We start from the raw sequence: 18,080 nt of genomic DNA, 5'->3' as shown, positions 1-18,080 counted from the left end.
CGCGGCGACGACATGCGCGCGTGGCGCGGCACCTGTTCCGGCCAGCGCCGCCGCTGGTTTTCTTTCTCCAGGCGGGCGTCGCCGTCAGGCTGGAGGCGTGGCGACGCCGTCGCGCAGGGCGTCGAGATAGTCGGCCCAGCGCTGCATCATGGCGCGGCGCGCAGGCAGGTGCGCCGTGCGGTTGTAGGCGCGCCCGTTCGGGTCGATGACGCTGTGCGCCAGCTGGTGCTCGATCAGGTCCACGCGCTCTTGCAGCACTTCGTCGAGGATGGTGCGGGCCATGGCGCGGAAACCGTGGCCGGTCATGACTTCCTTGGCATAGCCCAGGGAACGCAGCGCCGCGTTGATGGTGTTTTCGCTCATGCAGCGCTGGCCGCTGCGCAGGCCGGGAAACACGTAGCGGCCTTCGCCGGTGACAGGCTGCAGCGCGCGCAGGATCGCCACGGCCTGTGTCGGCAGCGGCACCAGGTGTTCGAGCTGCATTTTCATTTTCCTGGCCGGGATGCGCCACTCGGCGGCATCGAGATGGATTTCGCTCCATTCGGCGGCGCGCAGTTCGCCGGGACGCACGAACAGCATGGGCGCCAGTTTCAGCGCCGCCACCGCCGTGGCGTGGCCGTGGTAGCCATAAATGGCGCGCAGCAGCGGCGCGACATCGCCCGGTTCCGTCAGTGCCGGGTAGTGCGTTCTCGGCACCGGCGTCAATGCGCCTTTCAGGTCTGCCGTGACGTCGCGCTCGACGAGGTCCATCGCCACGCCGAAGCGCAGCACCTGGCCGCACAGCTGCTTGATGCGGTGCGCCGAATCGATCGCGCCGCGCGCCTCGACGCGCTGCACCACGCGCAGCACGTCGCGCGGGCGGATGGTGTTGAGCGGCATCTTGCCCAGATACGGGATGACGTCGCCTTCGAGCCAGTTGCCGACTTTCTTTTGCGTACTGGCGCTGCCGTTGCGCTGGATGGTGAGCAGCCACTGGCGCGCCAGCTTGTCGAAGGTGTTCAAGGCGGCGCTGCGCTGCTCGGCCTTCTGGGCGCGCTTGACGGCGTTCGGGTCGATCCCTTCGGCCAGCGCCTTGCGCGCATCTTCGGCCTTGCGCCGCGCCTGGGCCAGGCTCACGCGGGGGTAGACGCCCAGGGCCAGCGTTTTTTGCTTGCCTGCATGGCGGTAATTCAACCGCCAGTACTTGCCGGTACGGGTGACCAGCAGGTACATGCCGTACAGGTCGGGATACTTGTCGCCGCTGGGCGTGCCCTGGTAGACGGCATGGCGGATAAGCAGATCGGACAGTGGCATGGCGCACTCCCTGATGGTATTTTTTTAGAGAAAATCCTAAATCCAGCAAAAAGTACCAACAAAATTCATGGCTTTGAATGTACGCCGATGGACAAATACGGACAACAAAAAACCCGCTCTCCTATGACGAAGGCGGGTTCCTGGATGTTTTTCGAGCTTTTACTGCTGTGTTCTGGTGCCGGGAGCCGGAATCGAACCGGCACGCTGTTTCCAGCGCGGGATTTTGAGTCCCGTGCGTCTACCTATTCCGCCATCCCGGCAACGCGAGACGCATTATCACTGATTTGTCACAATCTGGCAAGTTTTATGCTTGGCGTGTGTTTTACACCAGCATTCATAATCGTTGAAGACACCGATTCCAGCGCAAGAAGCGGAGTGCCGCGGCTGGCCAGCCGTCCTATCGTATCCCTTCACTAACTGGAGGGATACCCCATGCAACAACTGGAAAACAAGGTCGCCATCATCACGGGCGCCAGCTCGGGCATCGGCCATGCGGCGGCGCGCCTGTTCGCTCGCCACGGTGCGCGGCTGGTGCTGGTGGCGCGGCGGCGGAAGGAACTCGATGCGCTGGTGGCGCAGCTGGCGGACGGCGGCGCGCAAGCCGTGGCCTGCGCCGGCGATGTGGGCGACGCGGCGTGCGCGCAAGGGGCCGTGGCGCTGGCACTGCAACGCTTTGGCGGCCTCGATATCGCTTTTAATAATGCGGGCACTCTGGGGCCCATGGGGCCCACGCCGGAGCTTGCTCTGGAAGACTGGCAAGCAGTGCTCAATACCAATCTCACCAGTGCCTTCCTGGCGGCCAAGTACCAGCTGCCTGCGATGGCGGCGCGCGGCGGCGGCTCGCTGATCTTTACCTCCACGTTTGTGGGCCATACGCTGGGCATGGCCGGCATGGCCGCGTATGCGGCCAGCAAGGCGGGCGTGATCGGTTTGACGAAGGCCCTGGCGGCCGAGTATGGCGCGGCGGGCATCCGCGTGAATGCCCTGCTGCCGGGCGGCACCGATACGCCCTTGGGACGGACAGTGGCGAATACGCCCGAAGCGCAGGCCTTCGTGGCGGGCCTGCATGCGTTGAAACGCCTGGCCACGCCGGACGAGATCGCCCGCTCGGCGCTGTACCTGGCGTCCGATGCATCGAGCTTCACCACCGGCACGGCGCTGCTGGCCGATGGCGGCGTGTCGATCGTGCGCGCATAAAGCATGCGCAGAAACGCCGACGGCCCGGGGACGAGCCGGGCCGTCGGTGTCTTGCAGCTTGCCTGACGCTACATCAAGCTCAGTTGTGAACCGAGTTCAGCAAACGCGCGATGATGTCATGGTTGAGCCAGACGACCGGTGCTGGCGGTTCGGACATGGTGTGGAACATCAGCGGGCCCGTGCCTTCCAGTACCAGCGAGCTCAGGTGGTCTGTGATCAGTTCCTTGCGGTCCTTGTGCAGCTTGGTGATGTCGTCCGAGGTGCCGATCATGACGTCGGCCAGCTCTGGCGTGTTGTCCATTGGCCAGGCGGCGAAGTTGCGGAACTGTACGCTGGTGGCGTCGCCGTTGTAGGTGGCGATACGGTCGAGCAAGTCTTGCAGCGAGACGCCGTCTTCCAGCAAGCCCTGGCAGATTTTCCATTGCTCTTCGGCCCAGGCTGCGCCGCCTTCTTTTTTCAGCGCGACGAGCAGGGGGAACAAGGACAGTTCCACGCCGACGAAAATGTCGGACGAATTCGTGCGGATTTCCGGGCAATTGAATACGGTGGCCTTGATGCCTTTTTCCCACGCGGCCTTGGCCACATTTTCCAGGCGCATTTTGGCCAGGCCCTGGGTGTAGTTGCTATACGTTTGCCACTGGTATTTGCCGTCGATCAAGATCTCGGTGCCGTGGTAGCCGTAGGCGCTGTAGCGCACCTGGCCGCCCGTTTGCTCGATGCGGGCGCGGATGGCGGCGCTGCCGTCGATCAGGTGCTGCAGGGTGTTGGCCGTGACTTCGTCGAAGTTCATCAGGATCAATTTACCCAGGTCGCTGTCGAGCAGGGCGCGCGAGGACATGAAGCGCTCGCCGCGGCCTTTGTAGATGCGGTTGGCAATGGCCAGGAAGACTTTGACTTTCGGAATGCCGCCCGCCATGGTGTGGGCGAAATACACATTGCTGCCATCAGGAATCAGGCTGTCCAGTTCGGCCATGGCTTTCGCCACGGAAGCGCTGAAGCGGGCGATGCCGGCTTCGCGGCAGCGTTCGATCTGCGCCCAGTCCAGCTTGTCTTCTTGCCAGCTTTTCAAGGTCATGTCGGCCAGCAGGGCCGTCGGCGTCGGTTCGCCGGCTGGCGCGTCGAGGTCGAAACCTGCCATCAGCGGCACATTGATGATGCGCCCGCCCAGGTTGGCTTCGGCTTCGGCCAGTTCTTCCGCGTTCAGCGGGCGCAGCGCCATGTTTTCATCGCGGCGGCCGACCGTCATGCCGACGATATTCATGCCCGCCTTGCGTGCTTCGTCCAGCAAGCCATTCACATAGCCGCGGCCGAACAGCTCGCCGAACAGCACAAAGGTGTCGCCCTTGCGGAAGATATTTTTTTGCGGGATGTCTCTCAGGGACGTGATCTCGGTCATGGTGTCAATTCATTCTAAAATTAGCAGGGCAGATGGCTGATGCGACTGCCCGCTGGTTCAACATAGTTGTAAATTATGCGCCATTTCAGCGAGGAAAATCCTGTTGTGAACGATTCTCGTCTGGAATGGCATCTTCTGCATGCAGCTCTTATTCTTTCGCCATGGCGTATTTTACGCTGCCACGGCGCACAGCGCCCGCCCACTGGCCCGGCAGGCGCCGATATTACCCCAGCTTGGCCATGCCGGTCAGTAAAATTGACCTAAAACAAATCCTGCTGCCCGGACACGAGGCGCGAAAAATCGTCGCCCAGAAAAGGCAGGATCGCATCGGCCACCGGCTGCAGCTGGCGCGTCAGGTAGTGATGGTAGTCGATGGGCGAGCGCTGCGTTTCCAGCGGTTCCGGCCCCGCCACCGTGATGACATAACTGATCCAGCCGCCGTTCTGGTATTGCAGCGGCCGGCCCTGCGCCAGATTGTAGGCGTCGGCCGTGCGCGCCGCGCGCACATGGGGCGGCACATTGCGCTGGTAATCGTCGAGGGGGCGGCGCAAGCGCTTGCGGTAGACCAACAAGGCGTCGTATTCGCCGCGCACGGTGCGCGCCACGTAGTCGCGCACATAGTCCTGGTAGGCGGCGCGCTGGAAGATGCGCCGGTATAGCTCCTGCTGGAATTGCTGCGCCAGCGGCGTCCAGTCGCTGCGCACCGTTTCCAGGCCCTTGTAGACCATGTGCTCGCTGCCATCGGGCTTGCCCACCAGGCCAGCGTAGCGCTTCTTGCTGCCTTCTTCCGAGCCGCGGATGGTGGGCATCAGGAAACGCCGGTAATGCGTCTCGAATTCCAGCTCCAGTGCATTCTCCAGGCCGAATTCCTCGCGCAGATGTGCATCCCACCAGGCGTTGACGTGTGCCACCAGGGCGCGGCCGATCTTGCCTGCTGCTTCGTCGCTATGCGCCGTTTTCAGCCACACGAACGTGGAATCCGTGTCGCCGTAGATGACCTGGTAGCCTTGCTCGGTAATCAGCTCGCGCGTGCGGTGCATGATGTCGTGGCCGCGCAGGGTGATCGACGAGGCCAGGCGCGGATCGAAGAAGCGGCAGCCGCTCGATCCCAGCACGCCGTAAAACGCATTCATGATGATTTTTAACGCTTGCGACAGCGGTGCGTTGCGCTCGCGCTTGGCCATCTCGCGCCCTTGCCACACTTGTTCCACGATGGCGGGCAGGCAATGTTTCACACGCGAAAACTGCGCGCCCCAGTAGCCGGGCACGGTATCGGCTTCGTCGCCGCTGGTGCCCACCACCAGGCCTACCGGGTCGATGAGGAAGGTGCGGATGATGGATGGATACAGGCTTTTGTAGTCGAGCACCAGCACGGAATCGTACAGGCCCGACTGGGAATCCATGACGAAGCCGCCCGGGCTGTTTTCGCCGGAGACATCGCCCAGGTTGGGTGCCACATAACCCTGGCGGTGCATCAGCGGCAAGTACAGATGTTCGAAGGCGGCCACGGAGCCGCCGCTGCGGTCGGCCGCCAGGCCCGTCACGCTGGCCCGTTCCAGCAAAAACGTCAGCAGCTCGGTCTTGGCGAAGATGCGCGTGACCAGTTCGCAATCCTTGAGGTTGTAGCGCGCCAGCGCGGGCTTGTCTTCACGGAAACGCCGGTCGATCTCGGCCATGCGCTGGTAGGGATTGTCGATGGACTTGCCTTCGCCCAACAGCGTTTGCGCCACGTTTTCCAGGCTGAACGAGGAAAAATTCCATGTCGCCGATTTTAATGCTTCGATGCCGTCGATGATCAGCCGTCCCGCCGCCGCGGCAAAATAGTGTTCCTGCTTGCCCCCATGTTCGCGCCATTCCATCACGGCGCCGCCGCGTCCCAGCCGCAAGGGAACTTGATAGCGCTCGGCATGTTCCTTGAGCACGCGCAAGTCGAACTGCACCAGGTTCCAGCCGATGATGGCGTCAGGATCGTGGCGCGCCATCCAGCTGTTCAGGCGTTCGAGGATCTGTGCGCGCGTGTCGCAGTATTCAAGGTCGAAATCGAGGATTTCATCGCCGCCGTTTGGCGGCCCCAGCATGTAGACCTGGCGCTGGCCGCAGCCTTCCAGGGCCAGCGAATACAGCTCGCCATGCGCCGTCGTCTCGATATCGAGCGATGCCAGTTTTAATGTGGGGCGATAGCCGGGCGCCGGTTTCAGCTGCACTTCCGTTTCTCCGCTGAACGTCACCGGTGCCGTGATGAAACGCTCCATCAGGTAGCGCTCGGGCGGGCGGATGTCGGCTTCGTACACGTCGACGCCGTGGGCGCGCAATTGCTTTTCCAGCTTCAGCAAATGCCGGTATTGCTTGCAGTACAGCCCCAGCACGGGACGCTGGTGAAAATCGCACAGCGACAGGGGCCGCAACTCGGCATGGCGCTCGCCGCGCAGCAACAGCTCCGCCTGCTCGCGCTGCTCCATGGGAAGGAAGGCGACCGCCGTCTGCACGGACAGGCGCACGTGGCGCGGCCCGGCGTCTGTTGCCAGCCAGAAATCGACTTCCGTGCCGTCGCTTGTGTCGCGCCAGTGGCGGGTCAAAATAAAGCCCTGTTCGGGTGGTTGCTGCGCGTTGCCTGTCATGGTGCAGTGAGTGTCTGGTGTGCTGGCCTGCACATTACAGCAAGCTGGTGCAGGGCGGGGGCGGTTGCGGCTATAATTTTCAGCATCGAAGACGATAACAAGAGCGCGTCGCGCCACATACCCTGGAGACAGCATGCAAGCAATCAGTTATGTACATGGCGCCCACGAGACGCCGTTGATCGGCGAAACGATAGGCGCTTACCTGGACGGCGTCGCCGCTCGCTACGGCCAGCACGATGCCCTGATCGTGGCGCACCAGAACGTGCGCTGGACGTATATGGAATTCCAGCAGCGCGTGCACCGCCTGGCCGCAGGCTTGCTGAAGCTGGGCTTGCAGCCGGGCGACCGGATCGGCATCTGGTCGCAAAACTGCGCCGAATGGGTGCTGACCCAGTTTGCCACGGCGAAAGCTGGCTTGATCATGGTCAACATCAACCCCGCCTACCGGCGTTCGGAACTCGAATACGTGCTCGACAAGGTGCAATGCAGCGCGCTGATCCTGTCGCCCAGCTTCAAGTCCAGCGATTACCTGGCCATCGTGCAAGACGTGGTGCCGGAGGTCGCCCGTTCGCGCGCCGGCGCCCTGCAATCGCCGCGCCTGCCGCAATTGCGCCACGTTATCCGCCTGGGCACGGCCGCCACGCCCGGCATGCACAACTTCGACGCCCTGATGGAGGGCATCACGGAGGCCGACCTGGCGCACCTGGAAGACGTCAGCGCCACCTTGCAGTTTGACGACGCCGTCAACATTCAGTTCACGTCCGGCACCACGGGCGCGCCCAAGGGCGCCACTTTGACGCACCACAATATCCTGAACAACGGCTTTTTCATCGGCGAGGCCATGCGTTTGACGGAACGGGACCGCCTGTGCATCCCCGTGCCCCTGTACCACTGTTTCGGCATGGTGCTGGGCAACCTGGCCTGCGTCACGCATGGCGCGGCCATGGTGTTCCCGGGCGAAGGTTTCGATCCGAAGGCCGTGCTGGAAACGGTGCAGGCCGAGCGCTGCACGGGGCTGCATGGCGTGCCGACGATGTTCATCGCCATCCTCGACCATGCTGATTTCAAGCAATACGATCTGTCCCAGTTGCGCACCGGCATCATGGCCGGTTCGCCCTGCCCGATGGAAGTCATGACGCGGGTCATCGAATTGATGCACATGGCGGAAATTACCATCGCGTATGGCATGACGGAAACGTCGCCCGTCAGCTTCCAGACGTCGATCGAAGACCCGCGCGAGATGCGCGTGTCATCCATCGGCAGAGTCCACCCGCACCTGGAAGTGAAAATCATCGATGCGGAAGGCCGGATCGTGCCGCGCGGCGAGAAGGGCGAATTGCTCACGCGCGGCTATTCCGTGATGCAGGGCTACTGGGGCGACCCTGAAAAAACAAATGAGGCCATCGACACGGCGCGCTGGATGCACACGGGCGACCTGGCCGTCATCGACGACTACGGCTTTTGCAGCATCGTCGGGCGCTCGAAAGACATGGTCATCCGTGGTGGCGAAAACATCTATCCGCGCGAAGTCGAGGAATTCCTGTACCGCCACCCGAGCGTGCTCGACGTGCAATGCGTGGGCGTGCCCGATGCCAAGTATGGCGAAGAACTGTGCGCCTGCATCATCCTGCGGCCGGGCACGCAGGCCACCAGCGAGGATATCCGCGCCTTTTGCGACGGGCAGATCGCCTATTACAAGATTCCCCGCTATGTGCGCTTCGTCGAGGAATTTCCCATGACGGTGACGGGCAAGATCCAGAAATATTTGTTGCGCCAGCAGGTGGCCACGGATCTGGGGTTGAGCGTGGAGTAACTATTTTGCCAGCACATAAAAAAACACCGGGACGCTCGCGCGGCCCGGTGTTTTGCATTGGTTCAGCGTAAAGCTCAGGCCATCGCGGCTTGCGGTGCGCGCGCTGGCGTGCGGCGGCGCATGAAGGCCAGCAAGCCCAGGCCGGCCAGCAGCATGGCCCAGGTGCCGGGTTCCGGCACGGCCGAGACGTTGACCGTGTTGAAGCCGGAGCCGTTCATCGACACGTGGCCATAATTGATCGAGCTGACCGAATTGGCGACCAGGGTGCCGTTCATGGCGCCCGAACCCGAGAAAGCGCTGTTCGGTGCCAGGATGCTGCCGTTGATGCCGGCGTTCTGCAGGTTGGTGGTGGTGGCGTTGGCGAAGTTGAACAGCGTGCGGTTGGCGAAATTGTCGAAATTGTCGAAGCCGCCGCTCATGGTGATATTGGTGGCTGTGCCGTTGATGATGATGCTGGCCGTGCTTTTCAACGACGATACGTCCAGGATCAGGTTATGCAGGTTGTCCGCATTGATCGTGAAGACATTCACGTCGGCGTTGACGTCGCCCACCAGCTTGAAGCCGCCGTATTGGGAGATCACGGTGCCGTTCGATTGCAGCTTGGCCACATTGCCCGACAGGGTCGTCAGTTGCTGCTGGGCAGCGGCAAAGTCCAGGGTGGAGGCATTGCCCTTGCTGAAGGTGCCCGTTGGGTACCACGATGGCGCCGTCACGCTGCCGTTGGCATTGCTCACGCCGTAGACGGCCGTGCCGTTGATGCCGCCGCCGCCGATGTTCAGGTTGCTACCGGCAACCAGCGTGTTGGCGGCGCTGCCCGGCTTCTTGTTCGTGCCGACGCTGTAGCCGTCCAGGTAGATACTGCCGCCAGCGGCCAGGCTGCCGCTGACGCTGGTGAAGCCGCTGGCGCCGCTGCTGCCGATGTTGCCGAAGATAAAAGCCGAATAGCCGTTGGCGACGCCGAGGTCAATCACGGTGGCCTGGGCCGAGGCGCTGAAGGAAAAAGCGAGCAGGGCGGCGCTGATGAGCGGCAAGGTGCGTGAGGCAAAAAATGTCATAAATATTCTCTAGTAATGGGGACGGAAGGGCGGGAAAGCAAATGCACCGCCATCGCGCTGGCCGACATTATAATATAAAAAACAATTGTCGTTCATTTTAGTTAATTGACTATATTTAAAGGCAACATTTTGTCTGTTCTTGCCGCGGCGTTGGCGGGCAAGAAAAAACCGGGACATGCCCGGTTTTTCGTGTGTTACCTGACGCGCTGGTACAGGCGGAAGCGCTCCACATTGTCGGTGGGGCGGCGTCCCTCCCATAGCTTGATCCAGTCCGCGCCGTGATGCTCGGGCAGTTGTTCCTTGCTGTCAGGAACCTTGATGCTGTCTTGTAACAAGAAGACATCGCATTGCTGCTGCTCCACGCTGGCAAACGGCAGGTGGCCGTAGTAGGCGAACGAGGCGCGCTGGGCGGCACTGACGTTGCTGTTGATGCACTTGCTGCCTGGCGGCAGGTGGACGGAAATCTGGTGCGCCACGCTGGCGTAGCTCTTGCTGTAGTTCAGCGGCGGCAGGAACAAGGTCATGATCAGCACCCAGATCAGGATCAGGCCGCCGGACGACAGCACCACGGCGCGCCACAGCACGGCAGGCTGGCGCGAGATGCGCCAGTGCACCAGGGCGATCCAGCCGGCCGTGACGCCAGCGGCCACGAAGAAGGCCACCAGTTCCAGTTCGGGCTTAAATCCTGGCACGAGTTTCAGTGCATTGTGGGCCTGTTGCGGCGGCCAGCCCGTCAGGATGGCGAACCAGAACAGCCACAGTACGAGGGCGCAGATGGTCAGCACCATCACGGAGAACCAGTCGATGGCGTTGATGGCGCCCCGTTTCATGGTCAGCAGGCCGAACGCGGCCATGACGGCCAGCGGCGGCAGCAGGGGCAACAGCTGGCTCGGTTCGGGATCGGGGTGGCACAGGCCCAGGATGGCCAGCATGGCGACAAAGGTCAGCGGCACGACGATGTGCAGCACGTGGTGCTGGCGGCGCCAGGCATACACGGCCCAGGCGGCGAATGGCCAGGCGGGCCAGAAGAACCAGATGCCGACACGCAAGAAATATTGCAGGCTTTTCAGGCTCGGGGCGCTGAACTGGCGGCTATTCCACTCTATCCATGCCTGCAGCGGCGAATGGCCGTAGGGTTGCAGCAGTTCGCCCGGCAACAGCCAGACGAGGGTCAGTGCGATGGCCACGAGCACGGCCAGCGCCAGGTGGCGCACGCTGCGCAGCAGCGGCAGGCGCAGGAAGACGGTGCACAGCAGCAGGGCGATGCTCAGCGCCGCCGGCGTGATCCAGCCGCGCGTGAGGGTCAGGCCGCCCAGCGCCAGGCCCAGCAGGGCGGCATTGCGCATGGATGGGCCTTCCACATAGCGCACGGCGCGGTACAGCAAATAGGCCATCAGCGACACATGCAGCGCTTCGGCCGTGATGTCGTGGCTGTGCTGCAGCAAGCCCAGGCAGCCCAGATAGATCAGCACGGCGGCATCGGCCAGGGTGCGGCCGAAATCGTCCGGCTCGGGCTGGCCGCCGAAGGCCAGGCGCAGGGGCTGGGCGTCATTGCGGCGGCCCAGGTTGAAGGCGGTGTACCAGACGGACAGGGTGCTGATGACGAAGATGCCGATGGTCGACATGCGTGCGCCGAAGACGTCGCCGTCGATCCAGCCGAACAGTTTGATGAAAATGGCGCCCAGCCAGAAGGCCAGCGGGCCTTCCTCGGGCCAGGACAAGCCGGCCACGTTGGGCCACAGCCAGTCGTTCAGGCCGCCATGTGCCATGGTCCACATGATGCCGAAACTGGCGGCATCATCGTTCTTCCACGGTTCGCGGCCGATCAGGCCAGGCAGGATGTACAGCAGGCCAAGCGCAAACAAGGCCCATCGTGGCAGCGCGAGTGTGGCAGCGGCGGGAAGGCGGACTGGCTTCATCGATAATCGGTATCAGAATAGTGGCAAGACGCGACGAATGGCGTCGGGTATGCGCGAGTATAAAGTAAAGCGGCCAAAGACAAAAAAGGCAGCCGTGGCTGCCTTTTCTCTGGCAGCCGAAGCTGCCCTTTTTTGCCGCCAAGCGGCAAAAATCAGCCTGCTGCGACTGCGGTTTTCGAACCAACGGTACCGAACTTCTGACGGAACTTCTCGACGCGACCAGCGGTATCGACGATTTTGTGCTTGCCCGTGAAGAATGGGTGCGATTCAGCCGAAACCTCGATCTTCACCAGTGGGTATTCTTTACCGTCGTGGGTGATTTTTTCGCGGGTCTGGATGGTCGAGCGGGTAACGAATTTGAAATCGCACGACAGATCGTGGAAAACAACTTCGCGGTATTCTGGATGGGTATCGACTTTCATGGGATTCTCTCTAAGTAGGTAGCCAAACAGCACTTCGTCGGTCGTCTTGCTTCTTGACCCGATTGCCGATCACTTGCCAGGGTTTAAAATAATGCAACCGTCGATTATATAGCGCTTTCGGGCTGCAGGCAATAAAAAAGCCGCTCAATGAGCGGCTTTCGCAGGATGATCAGCGGACGGCTGGGGTCAGACCCGCCGGGTCTGACCCCAAAAATCAGCCGCCTCTACGCATCATATCGAAAAATTCTGCGTTGTTCTTTGTGGCTTTCATCTTGTCGAGAATGAACTCCATCGCCTCGATCTCGTCCATCGAGTACAGCAACTTGCGCAGGATCCAGATTTTTTGCAGTTCGTTCGGCTTGATCAGCAGTTCTTCGCGGCGGGTACCCGATTTGTTCAGGTTGATTGCCGGATAGACGCGTTTTTCAGCCAGACGGCGTTCCAGATGTACTTCCATGTTGCCGGTACCCTTGAATTCTTCAAAGATCACGTCATCCATGCGCGAACCCGTTTCGATCAGCGCCGTGGCGATGATGGTCAGCGAGCCGCCTTCTTCGATATTGCGCGCGGCGCCGAAGAAGCGTTTTGGACGTTGCAGCGCGTTGGCGTCGACACCACCGGTCAGGACCTTGCCCGAGGCAGGGATGACGGTGTTGTAGGCACGGGCCAGACGGGTGATCGAGTCGAGCAGGATGACCACGTCTTTTTTCATTTCGACCAGGCGCTTGGCTTTTTCCAGCACCATCTCGGCCACTTGCACGTGGCGCGTGGCCGGCTCGTCGAAGGTCGAGGCGACGACTTCGCCGCGCACGGAGCGTTGCATTTCGGTAACTTCTTCCGGACGTTCGTCGATCAGCAGCACGATCAGCGTGATGTCCGGGTGATTGGCCGTGATCGCATGCGCGATGTGCTGCAGGATCACGGATTTACCGGATTTCGGCGATGCCACCAGCAAGCCGCGCTGGCCTTTGCCGATCGGGGCGATCAGGTCGATGATGCGGCCGGTGATGTTTTCCTGGCCATTCATTTCACGTTCCAGGCGCAGCGGCTCGTTCGGGTGCAGCGGCGTCAGGTTTTCAAACAGGATGCGGTGTTTCGACATCTCCGGCGATTCGCCGTTGACCTTGTCGACTTTGACCAATGCGAAATAGCGTTCGCCATCTTTCGGGGTCCGTACCTCGCCTTCGATCGAATCGCCGGTGTGCAGATTGAAGCGGCGGATTTGCGAAGGGGAGATGTAAATGTCGTCGGTGGACGCCATGTAGCTGGCGTCAGGCGAGCGCAGGAAGCCGAAGCCGTCTGGCAGCACTTCCAGGGCGCCGTCGCCAAAAATCTGTTCGCCGGACTTGGCGCGTTTTTTCAGGATAGCGAACATCAGCTCCTGTTTGCGCAAGCGGGCTGCGTTGTCAATGTCAAGACCGATCGCCATCTCAAGCAGGGCGGATACGTGTAGGGCCTTTAGTTCGGATAAATGCATATATGTTGAGTGTCCCGAGACGGGAGGTAAAGGTAGGGGAGGGGACTGCGTGGCGTTGATTAATTATTGGGGAAGGCTGTGCACGAATGAGGGCAAAGCCGCTTCCCGGTGGTTCCAGTCAGGCGGCGCTGCGGGCGCAGCGCTGCCCATCATACATTAAATGTTGCTGTCGACGAAAGCGGTCAACTGGCCCTTGGCCATGGCGCCCACTTTTTGAGCAGCTGCGACACCATCCTTGAACAGGATCAGGGTCGGGATGCCGCGGATGCCGAACTTGGCAGGCACTGCCTGGTTGGCGTCCACGTCCATCTTGGCGATCAGGATGCGGCCGGCGTATTCCTTGGCCACTTCTTCCAGAATCGGGGCGATGGCCTTGCAGGGACCGCACCACTCAGCCCAGAAGTCCACCAGGACGGGCAAGTCGGATTTCAGGACGTCTGCTTCAAAAGATGCATCGCTAATGTGTTTGATATTTTCGCTCATATTTTCCTCAAATGAGGGTGGGATCAATAATGCCTGGGATTAACCATACGCTGGTTCGCCATCCATGCTTCCTGGAATGCAATGAGAAGATGGGGACAATGGGCACGAATTCAATGTTCTTGGAAGGTGCGACCAGAGGTATGCAGGCGGGGATGGCTGAAATAATAACCCATTTTTTCAAAGCGTGGCGATTATTGCAGAAAAACTTGAGGCATATCGCCACCGCGTGTGCCGGCAGGGCGGCAAAGCCGCATGCCTGCTGGTCCGCAGCGCCGTACCCGCCCTCCGGTTCTCCTCCGCGCTCAGGCCTGTACGCTGGCCTGGCGGGCCGTGTGCTGCAGTTGCAAGTTCACCATCAGCTGCAATTCCGCGCTCTCCATCGGCTTGCGGAAGGTGCCTAATATATGCAGGCCATTGGCCATGGCCAGGCGTTCGGCCGCCAGGCGCACGGCCGAATGCAGACCCGACAGCAGCACCACGCCGCCGCGGAAGCCATTCTCCGCCGCCATGCGCAGAAATTCGATGCCGTCGATGTCGGGCATGGACAGGTCGCAGATCAGCAGGTCGGGCTGGTGCTGCTTCAGGGTAGCCAGTGCCTGTTCGCTGTGCGATTCGCAGCGGATGTCGAACGGACCCATTTGTTCGAGCATGTCGCTGAGCACGTCGAGCATGAAAACGTCGTCGTCCAGCAGCAGCACGCGCAACGGCGCCAGGCCTGCTTCGCTGTGTTCCCGGCTTGCTTGGTTTGATACAGTATTCATCGTCCTGTCTTCCTATTGATATGCTGCATCGTTGTCGATGCCGATACCTTGCCGTAAGGTGATTTGGCGGTAGCTAATCGTCATTGGCAAAGCTGGTGTTATTCATGATTTGTTCGGTGATCAGTTCCAGCAGGGGCCACAGGCGCGTGACGATGCGCCGTGCGCGCTCAGCCTCGTCGGCCGGTTCGCCCGGCGCCAGCGTTTCCAGGTTGTGGCACAGTTCGGCCAGCCCCAGGGCGCCCACGGTGCGCGCCGACGACTTGATACGGTGCCCCAGTTCGCGCACCTGGTGCACGTCGCCGCGCGCCAGGGCCGCATCGATGTCGCCAAAGCCATCCTGCGTGGTCTGCAGGAACTTGAAGGCAAATTTGCGCACTTTTTCCGGGTTGTAACCCAGCAACTTGGCCAGGATGGACAGGTCGATCACTTGCGGGTCGCCGGCCAGGGTGGTCTTGAAGGCGGGCGCGGCGCGGCTGCGCGCCGGTGGTGGCGGCGTCTCGCGCGCCGGCAGCCAGCTGGCGATGGTCTGGTACATCATGGCCGGCTGGATCGGTTTGGAAATGAAATCGTCCATGCCTGCTTCCAGGCAGCGCACGCGGTCTTCACTGGTGGCCGTGGCCGTCATGGCCAGCACGCGCAGGTGCGCCAGCTGCGGATCGGCGCGGATGTGGCGCGTCGCTTGCAAGCCATCCATCAACGGCATCTGCACGTCCATCAGCACGCAGTCGAACTGCGTCTGGCGCAGCAGGTCGAGCGCCTCTTCGCCATTGTTGGCCAGGCAGACGGAGGCGCCCGCTTCTTCCAGCAATTCCAGCGCCACCTGCTGATTAAACGTGTTGTCTTCCACCAGCAGGATGCGCGCATGCTTGAGCGTGCGCAGGACCAGGGCGGCGTCGGCGCTGGCGCGCATGGCCGCAGCCGTCTGCGCCATGCTGTCGAGCATGGCCGGCGCCGCCTGGTCGGAAATGCCCAGGTTGGCCGTGAACCAGAAGGTGCTGCCAGCGCCGGGACGGCTGTCGACACCCACGTCGCCACCCATCAGCTGTGCCAGCTGCTTGCAGATGGCCAGGCCCAGGCCCGTGCCGCCATATTCGCGCGTGGTGGAGGTATCGGCTTGCTGGAAGGACTGGAACAGTTTACTCATTTCATCCTGCGACAGGCCGATGCCGTGGTCGCACACTTCGAAGCGCACCAGGCAGTGTTTCGCGTCCGCCACCACCTTGCGTACTTTCACGGTAATGCTGCCCTGTTCGCTGAACTTGATGGCGTTATTGGCGTAGTTGATCAGCACTTGCCCCAGGCGCAGCGGGTCGCCCACGAGCACGGCCGGCAATTGCGGGTCGATTTCAAACAGCAGTTCCAGGTTCTTGCCGGCGGCGCGCGGTGCCACCACCGTCATCAGGGTTTGCACCACGTGGTCGAAGCTGAAGTTGACGCGCTCGATTTCCAGCTTGCCCGCCTCGATTTTCGAGATGTCGAGGATATCGTCGATGATGCCCAGCAAATGTTCGCCGGCGAAGCGGATTTTTTCCAGGTAATCGCGCTGGCGCGGTTCCAGGTCCGTCTTGAGGGCCAGATACGCCATGCCGATCACGCCATTCATCGGCGTACGGATTTCATGGCTCATGTTGGCCAGGAATTGGCCCTTCGCCAGGCTCGCCTCTTCGGCCACCTGCTTGGCCTGGTCCAGCTGCTCCGTGCGCTGCGCCACGCGCTCTTCCAGATGTTCATTGAGCTCGCGCAAGGCGCTCTCGCTGCGCTTGTGATACGTGATGTCCGTCAGACTGGCCACCACCATGCCCACCTTGCCGTATTCATCGCGGATGGCTTCCGTATTTACGGACAGCCATGACAGGCTGCCGTCGTGCTGCTGCACGCCCATCAGCACGTCGCGCATGGCGACACCCGTCGACAGGGTGATGTGCACGGGATGGCTGCGCTGGTCGAAGGGGGAACCGTCCTCGTGGATGGCTTGCCACAGGCTGTTGCCGGCAGGACTGGCCGCCAGCATGCGCTCGGCGGCGGCGTTGCTTTCCAGGATGTGGCCGTGGCTGTCCTGCACCACCAGGCCATTTGTCACGGCGCCGAACACGGACGCCATGCGCTGGCTCGAATTGGACAGCGCGATCGACGCCTGGCGCCGTTCCGTGATGTCGGTAATCATCGCCAGCGTGCCGCCCGGCTCGCCATTGTCCGACTGGATACTGGTGCTCGACAGCAAGCCCCACAGGCTGGACAAGTCCTTGCGGAAGAAGCGGAAGTCGACCTGGTCCGGCTGGCTGGCGAAGCTGCCGTGGCTGGCCAGGCGCCGCTGCATCAGCAACTGGCTGTCGCGGTCCATGAAGTCGAGCAGGGGGCGGCCCAGCATTTCCTGCACCGTATAGCCCAGCATGTGGGCCATCTTCGGGTTGACGAAGGTGGTTTTGCCGTCCGCATCCGTCATCCAGATGCCTTCGGCCGCCGTCTGCACGATCAGGCGGTAGCGTTCCGAACTGGCGTGCAAGGCTTCTTCGGCGCGCTGGCGCTGCGTCATGTCGCGCAGCGAGACGATGGAAAACACCTGGCCCGCCATGCGCAGCGGCGACAGGCTGACCTTGGCGGGGAAGTGCGTGCCGTCGCGGCGGCGCGCCATCATCACCCGGCCTGGCAGGCTGTGCCGCGCTTGCGGGTCGCCCACGGAGTGGTTGGCCGTGCTTTCCGGCACCAGTTGTTCCAGTGACATACCCGTCAATTCGGCCAGCGGGTAGCCGAAACAGCGCGCGCCGATCTGGTTGGCGAAATGCACCTTGCCCTCGATGTCGGCCACCAGCATGGCTTCGGGCGCCGCTTCCAGCATGGAACGCATGCGCGATTGTTCGTCCTGCTTGCGCTCGCTGATATCGCAGACGATGCCGCTGGCGTGGGTGGCGGCGCCATCCGAGGCGCGTGCCAGCACGGCGCCGCGCGCCAGCAACCAGCGCCAGTGGCCGTCGCTGTGGCGCAAACGGAATTCGCAATTGAAGGTGCCGTGCGCCTGGCCATCCAGATGCTGGCGAAATGCCTGGCTCAGGCGCGCGCGGTCGTCGCGGTGCACTTCGGCCAGCCAGTCGGCCAGTGTATGGTCGAGCCTGGCGCTCTTGTCGCCCAGCACGTCCTGGTATTGGGGGGCGAACTGCAAGCGGTCGGACTGGCGCCGCCAGGTCCAGCCAGTCAGGGCCGCGCCGCGCAAGGCTTGCCCCGCATCCTGTTCCGTCAGGGCATGTGCGGGCAGGAGCAGGTGGCGCAGTTGTTGCCGCAGCCGCCAGGCTTGCCAGCAAGCCAGTCCCGCCAGAGCGGTGGCGCTGGCGGCAGCATACGGCCACAGCAGTGCCGGCGCCATGCCCGTTGCCGCAGCCTGCACCGGCAACGAAAGAGCGATGCCAGCCGCCAGCATCGTACGAGCGAGCCGGCGCAGCGCAGGGCGCCGTTGGCGTGGTGCGCTGAAACTCGTGTGGCTGCAATACGACAAATGCATCCCTTTCTGGGGCGTGATTGGGCTGGGCTGGCAGTGCATGATGCACGCTCAAATAAACGCCTGCGGCGCTTTCTGGCGGCAACTATAGCATCGAATATTTAGTCGCAGTAGTTAAGTTCTGAAACAGCCAAAACGGGATTTTTTTTGCCCCAA

The 18,080-nt window shown here is 62.1% G+C and carries 12 protein-coding genes and 1 tRNA gene; 2 read left to right on the top strand and 11 right to left on the bottom strand.

What is annotated here, in order from left to right:
- Positions 1-84: 84 nt before the first annotated feature.
- Together CLU91_RS13460 and CLU91_RS13455 are read right to left on the bottom strand one after the other, a co-directional pair.
- The gene (locus CLU91_RS13460; protein WP_100874570.1) at positions 85-1,293 is read right to left on the bottom strand and encodes a tyrosine-type recombinase/integrase; all 1,209 of its coding nucleotides are present in this window, start codon (positions 1,291-1,293) and stop codon (positions 85-87) included.
- 173 nt (positions 1,294-1,466) lie between these two features.
- A tRNA-Leu gene (locus CLU91_RS13455) sits at positions 1,467-1,553 on the bottom strand.
- A gap of 172 nt (positions 1,554-1,725) precedes the next feature.
- Between CLU91_RS13455 and CLU91_RS13450 the strand changes: the two genes are divergently transcribed.
- Positions 1,726-2,490, top strand: coding sequence for an SDR family oxidoreductase (locus CLU91_RS13450; RefSeq protein WP_100874569.1), 765 nt, complete (start codon positions 1,726-1,728; stop codon positions 2,488-2,490).
- 79 nt (positions 2,491-2,569) lie between these two features.
- Here the strand turns inward: CLU91_RS13450 and CLU91_RS13445 are convergent, their stop codons facing one another.
- Both CLU91_RS13445 and CLU91_RS13440 read right to left on the bottom strand, forming a co-directional pair.
- The gene (locus tag CLU91_RS13445; RefSeq protein WP_100874568.1) at positions 2,570-3,886 is read right to left on the bottom strand and encodes an enoyl ACP reductase FabMG family protein; all 1,317 of its coding nucleotides are present in this window, start codon (positions 3,884-3,886) and stop codon (positions 2,570-2,572) included.
- A gap of 260 nt (positions 3,887-4,146) precedes the next feature.
- Positions 4,147-6,504: a DNA polymerase II gene (locus CLU91_RS13440; RefSeq protein ID WP_100874567.1), complete on the bottom strand. Its 2,358-nt coding sequence runs from the start codon at positions 6,502-6,504 to the stop codon at positions 4,147-4,149.
- A gap of 133 nt (positions 6,505-6,637) precedes the next feature.
- On the opposite strand from CLU91_RS13440, the gene CLU91_RS13435 reads away from it, so the two are divergent.
- Positions 6,638-8,317, top strand: coding sequence for an AMP-binding protein (locus CLU91_RS13435; RefSeq protein ID WP_100874566.1), 1,680 nt, complete (start codon positions 6,638-6,640; stop codon positions 8,315-8,317).
- A 74-nt stretch (positions 8,318-8,391) separates the two neighbouring features.
- On the opposite strand, the gene CLU91_RS13430 is transcribed toward CLU91_RS13435, so the two are convergent.
- From CLU91_RS13430 to CLU91_RS13400, 7 genes are all read right to left on the bottom strand, one after another.
- Positions 8,392-9,372: a choice-of-anchor A family protein gene (locus CLU91_RS13430; RefSeq protein ID WP_100874565.1), complete on the bottom strand. Its 981-nt coding sequence runs from the start codon at positions 9,370-9,372 to the stop codon at positions 8,392-8,394.
- Between the two features lie 194 nt (positions 9,373-9,566).
- The gene (locus tag CLU91_RS13425) at positions 9,567-11,291 is read right to left on the bottom strand and encodes an ArnT family glycosyltransferase (protein WP_100874564.1); all 1,725 of its coding nucleotides are present in this window, start codon (positions 11,289-11,291) and stop codon (positions 9,567-9,569) included.
- A 152-nt stretch (positions 11,292-11,443) separates the two neighbouring features.
- Complete coding sequence (locus CLU91_RS13420; RefSeq protein WP_010401544.1) at positions 11,444-11,713, bottom strand: type B 50S ribosomal protein L31; 270 nt, start codon at positions 11,711-11,713, stop codon at positions 11,444-11,446.
- 214 nt (positions 11,714-11,927) lie between these two features.
- Positions 11,928-13,190, bottom strand: a complete 1,263-nt coding sequence (gene rho / locus CLU91_RS13415) for a transcription termination factor Rho (protein WP_034746249.1) — start codon at positions 13,188-13,190, stop codon at positions 11,928-11,930.
- Between the two features lie 156 nt (positions 13,191-13,346).
- Positions 13,347-13,673 (bottom strand): thioredoxin TrxA, encoded by a 327-nt coding sequence (gene trxA / locus CLU91_RS13410; protein ID WP_100874563.1) that lies wholly within the window; start codon positions 13,671-13,673, stop codon positions 13,347-13,349.
- Positions 13,674-13,975: 302 nt separating this feature from the next.
- Positions 13,976-14,434 (bottom strand): response regulator, encoded by a 459-nt coding sequence (locus CLU91_RS13405; protein ID WP_100874562.1) that lies wholly within the window; start codon positions 14,432-14,434, stop codon positions 13,976-13,978.
- Positions 14,435-14,507: 73 nt separating this feature from the next.
- On the bottom strand, positions 14,508-17,792 hold the full coding sequence (locus tag CLU91_RS13400; protein ID WP_232730737.1) for a PAS domain S-box protein: 3,285 nt from the start codon (positions 17,790-17,792) through the stop codon (positions 14,508-14,510).
- Positions 17,793-18,080 lie beyond the last annotated feature (288 nt).

This window comes from Janthinobacterium sp. 64 (assembly GCF_002813325.1).
Taxonomy (GTDB): Bacteria; Pseudomonadota; Gammaproteobacteria; order Burkholderiales; family Burkholderiaceae_D; genus Janthinobacterium.
The sequence above is the reverse complement of the archived record's forward strand: the minus strand, read 5'-3'. Positions and strand labels throughout refer to the sequence as shown.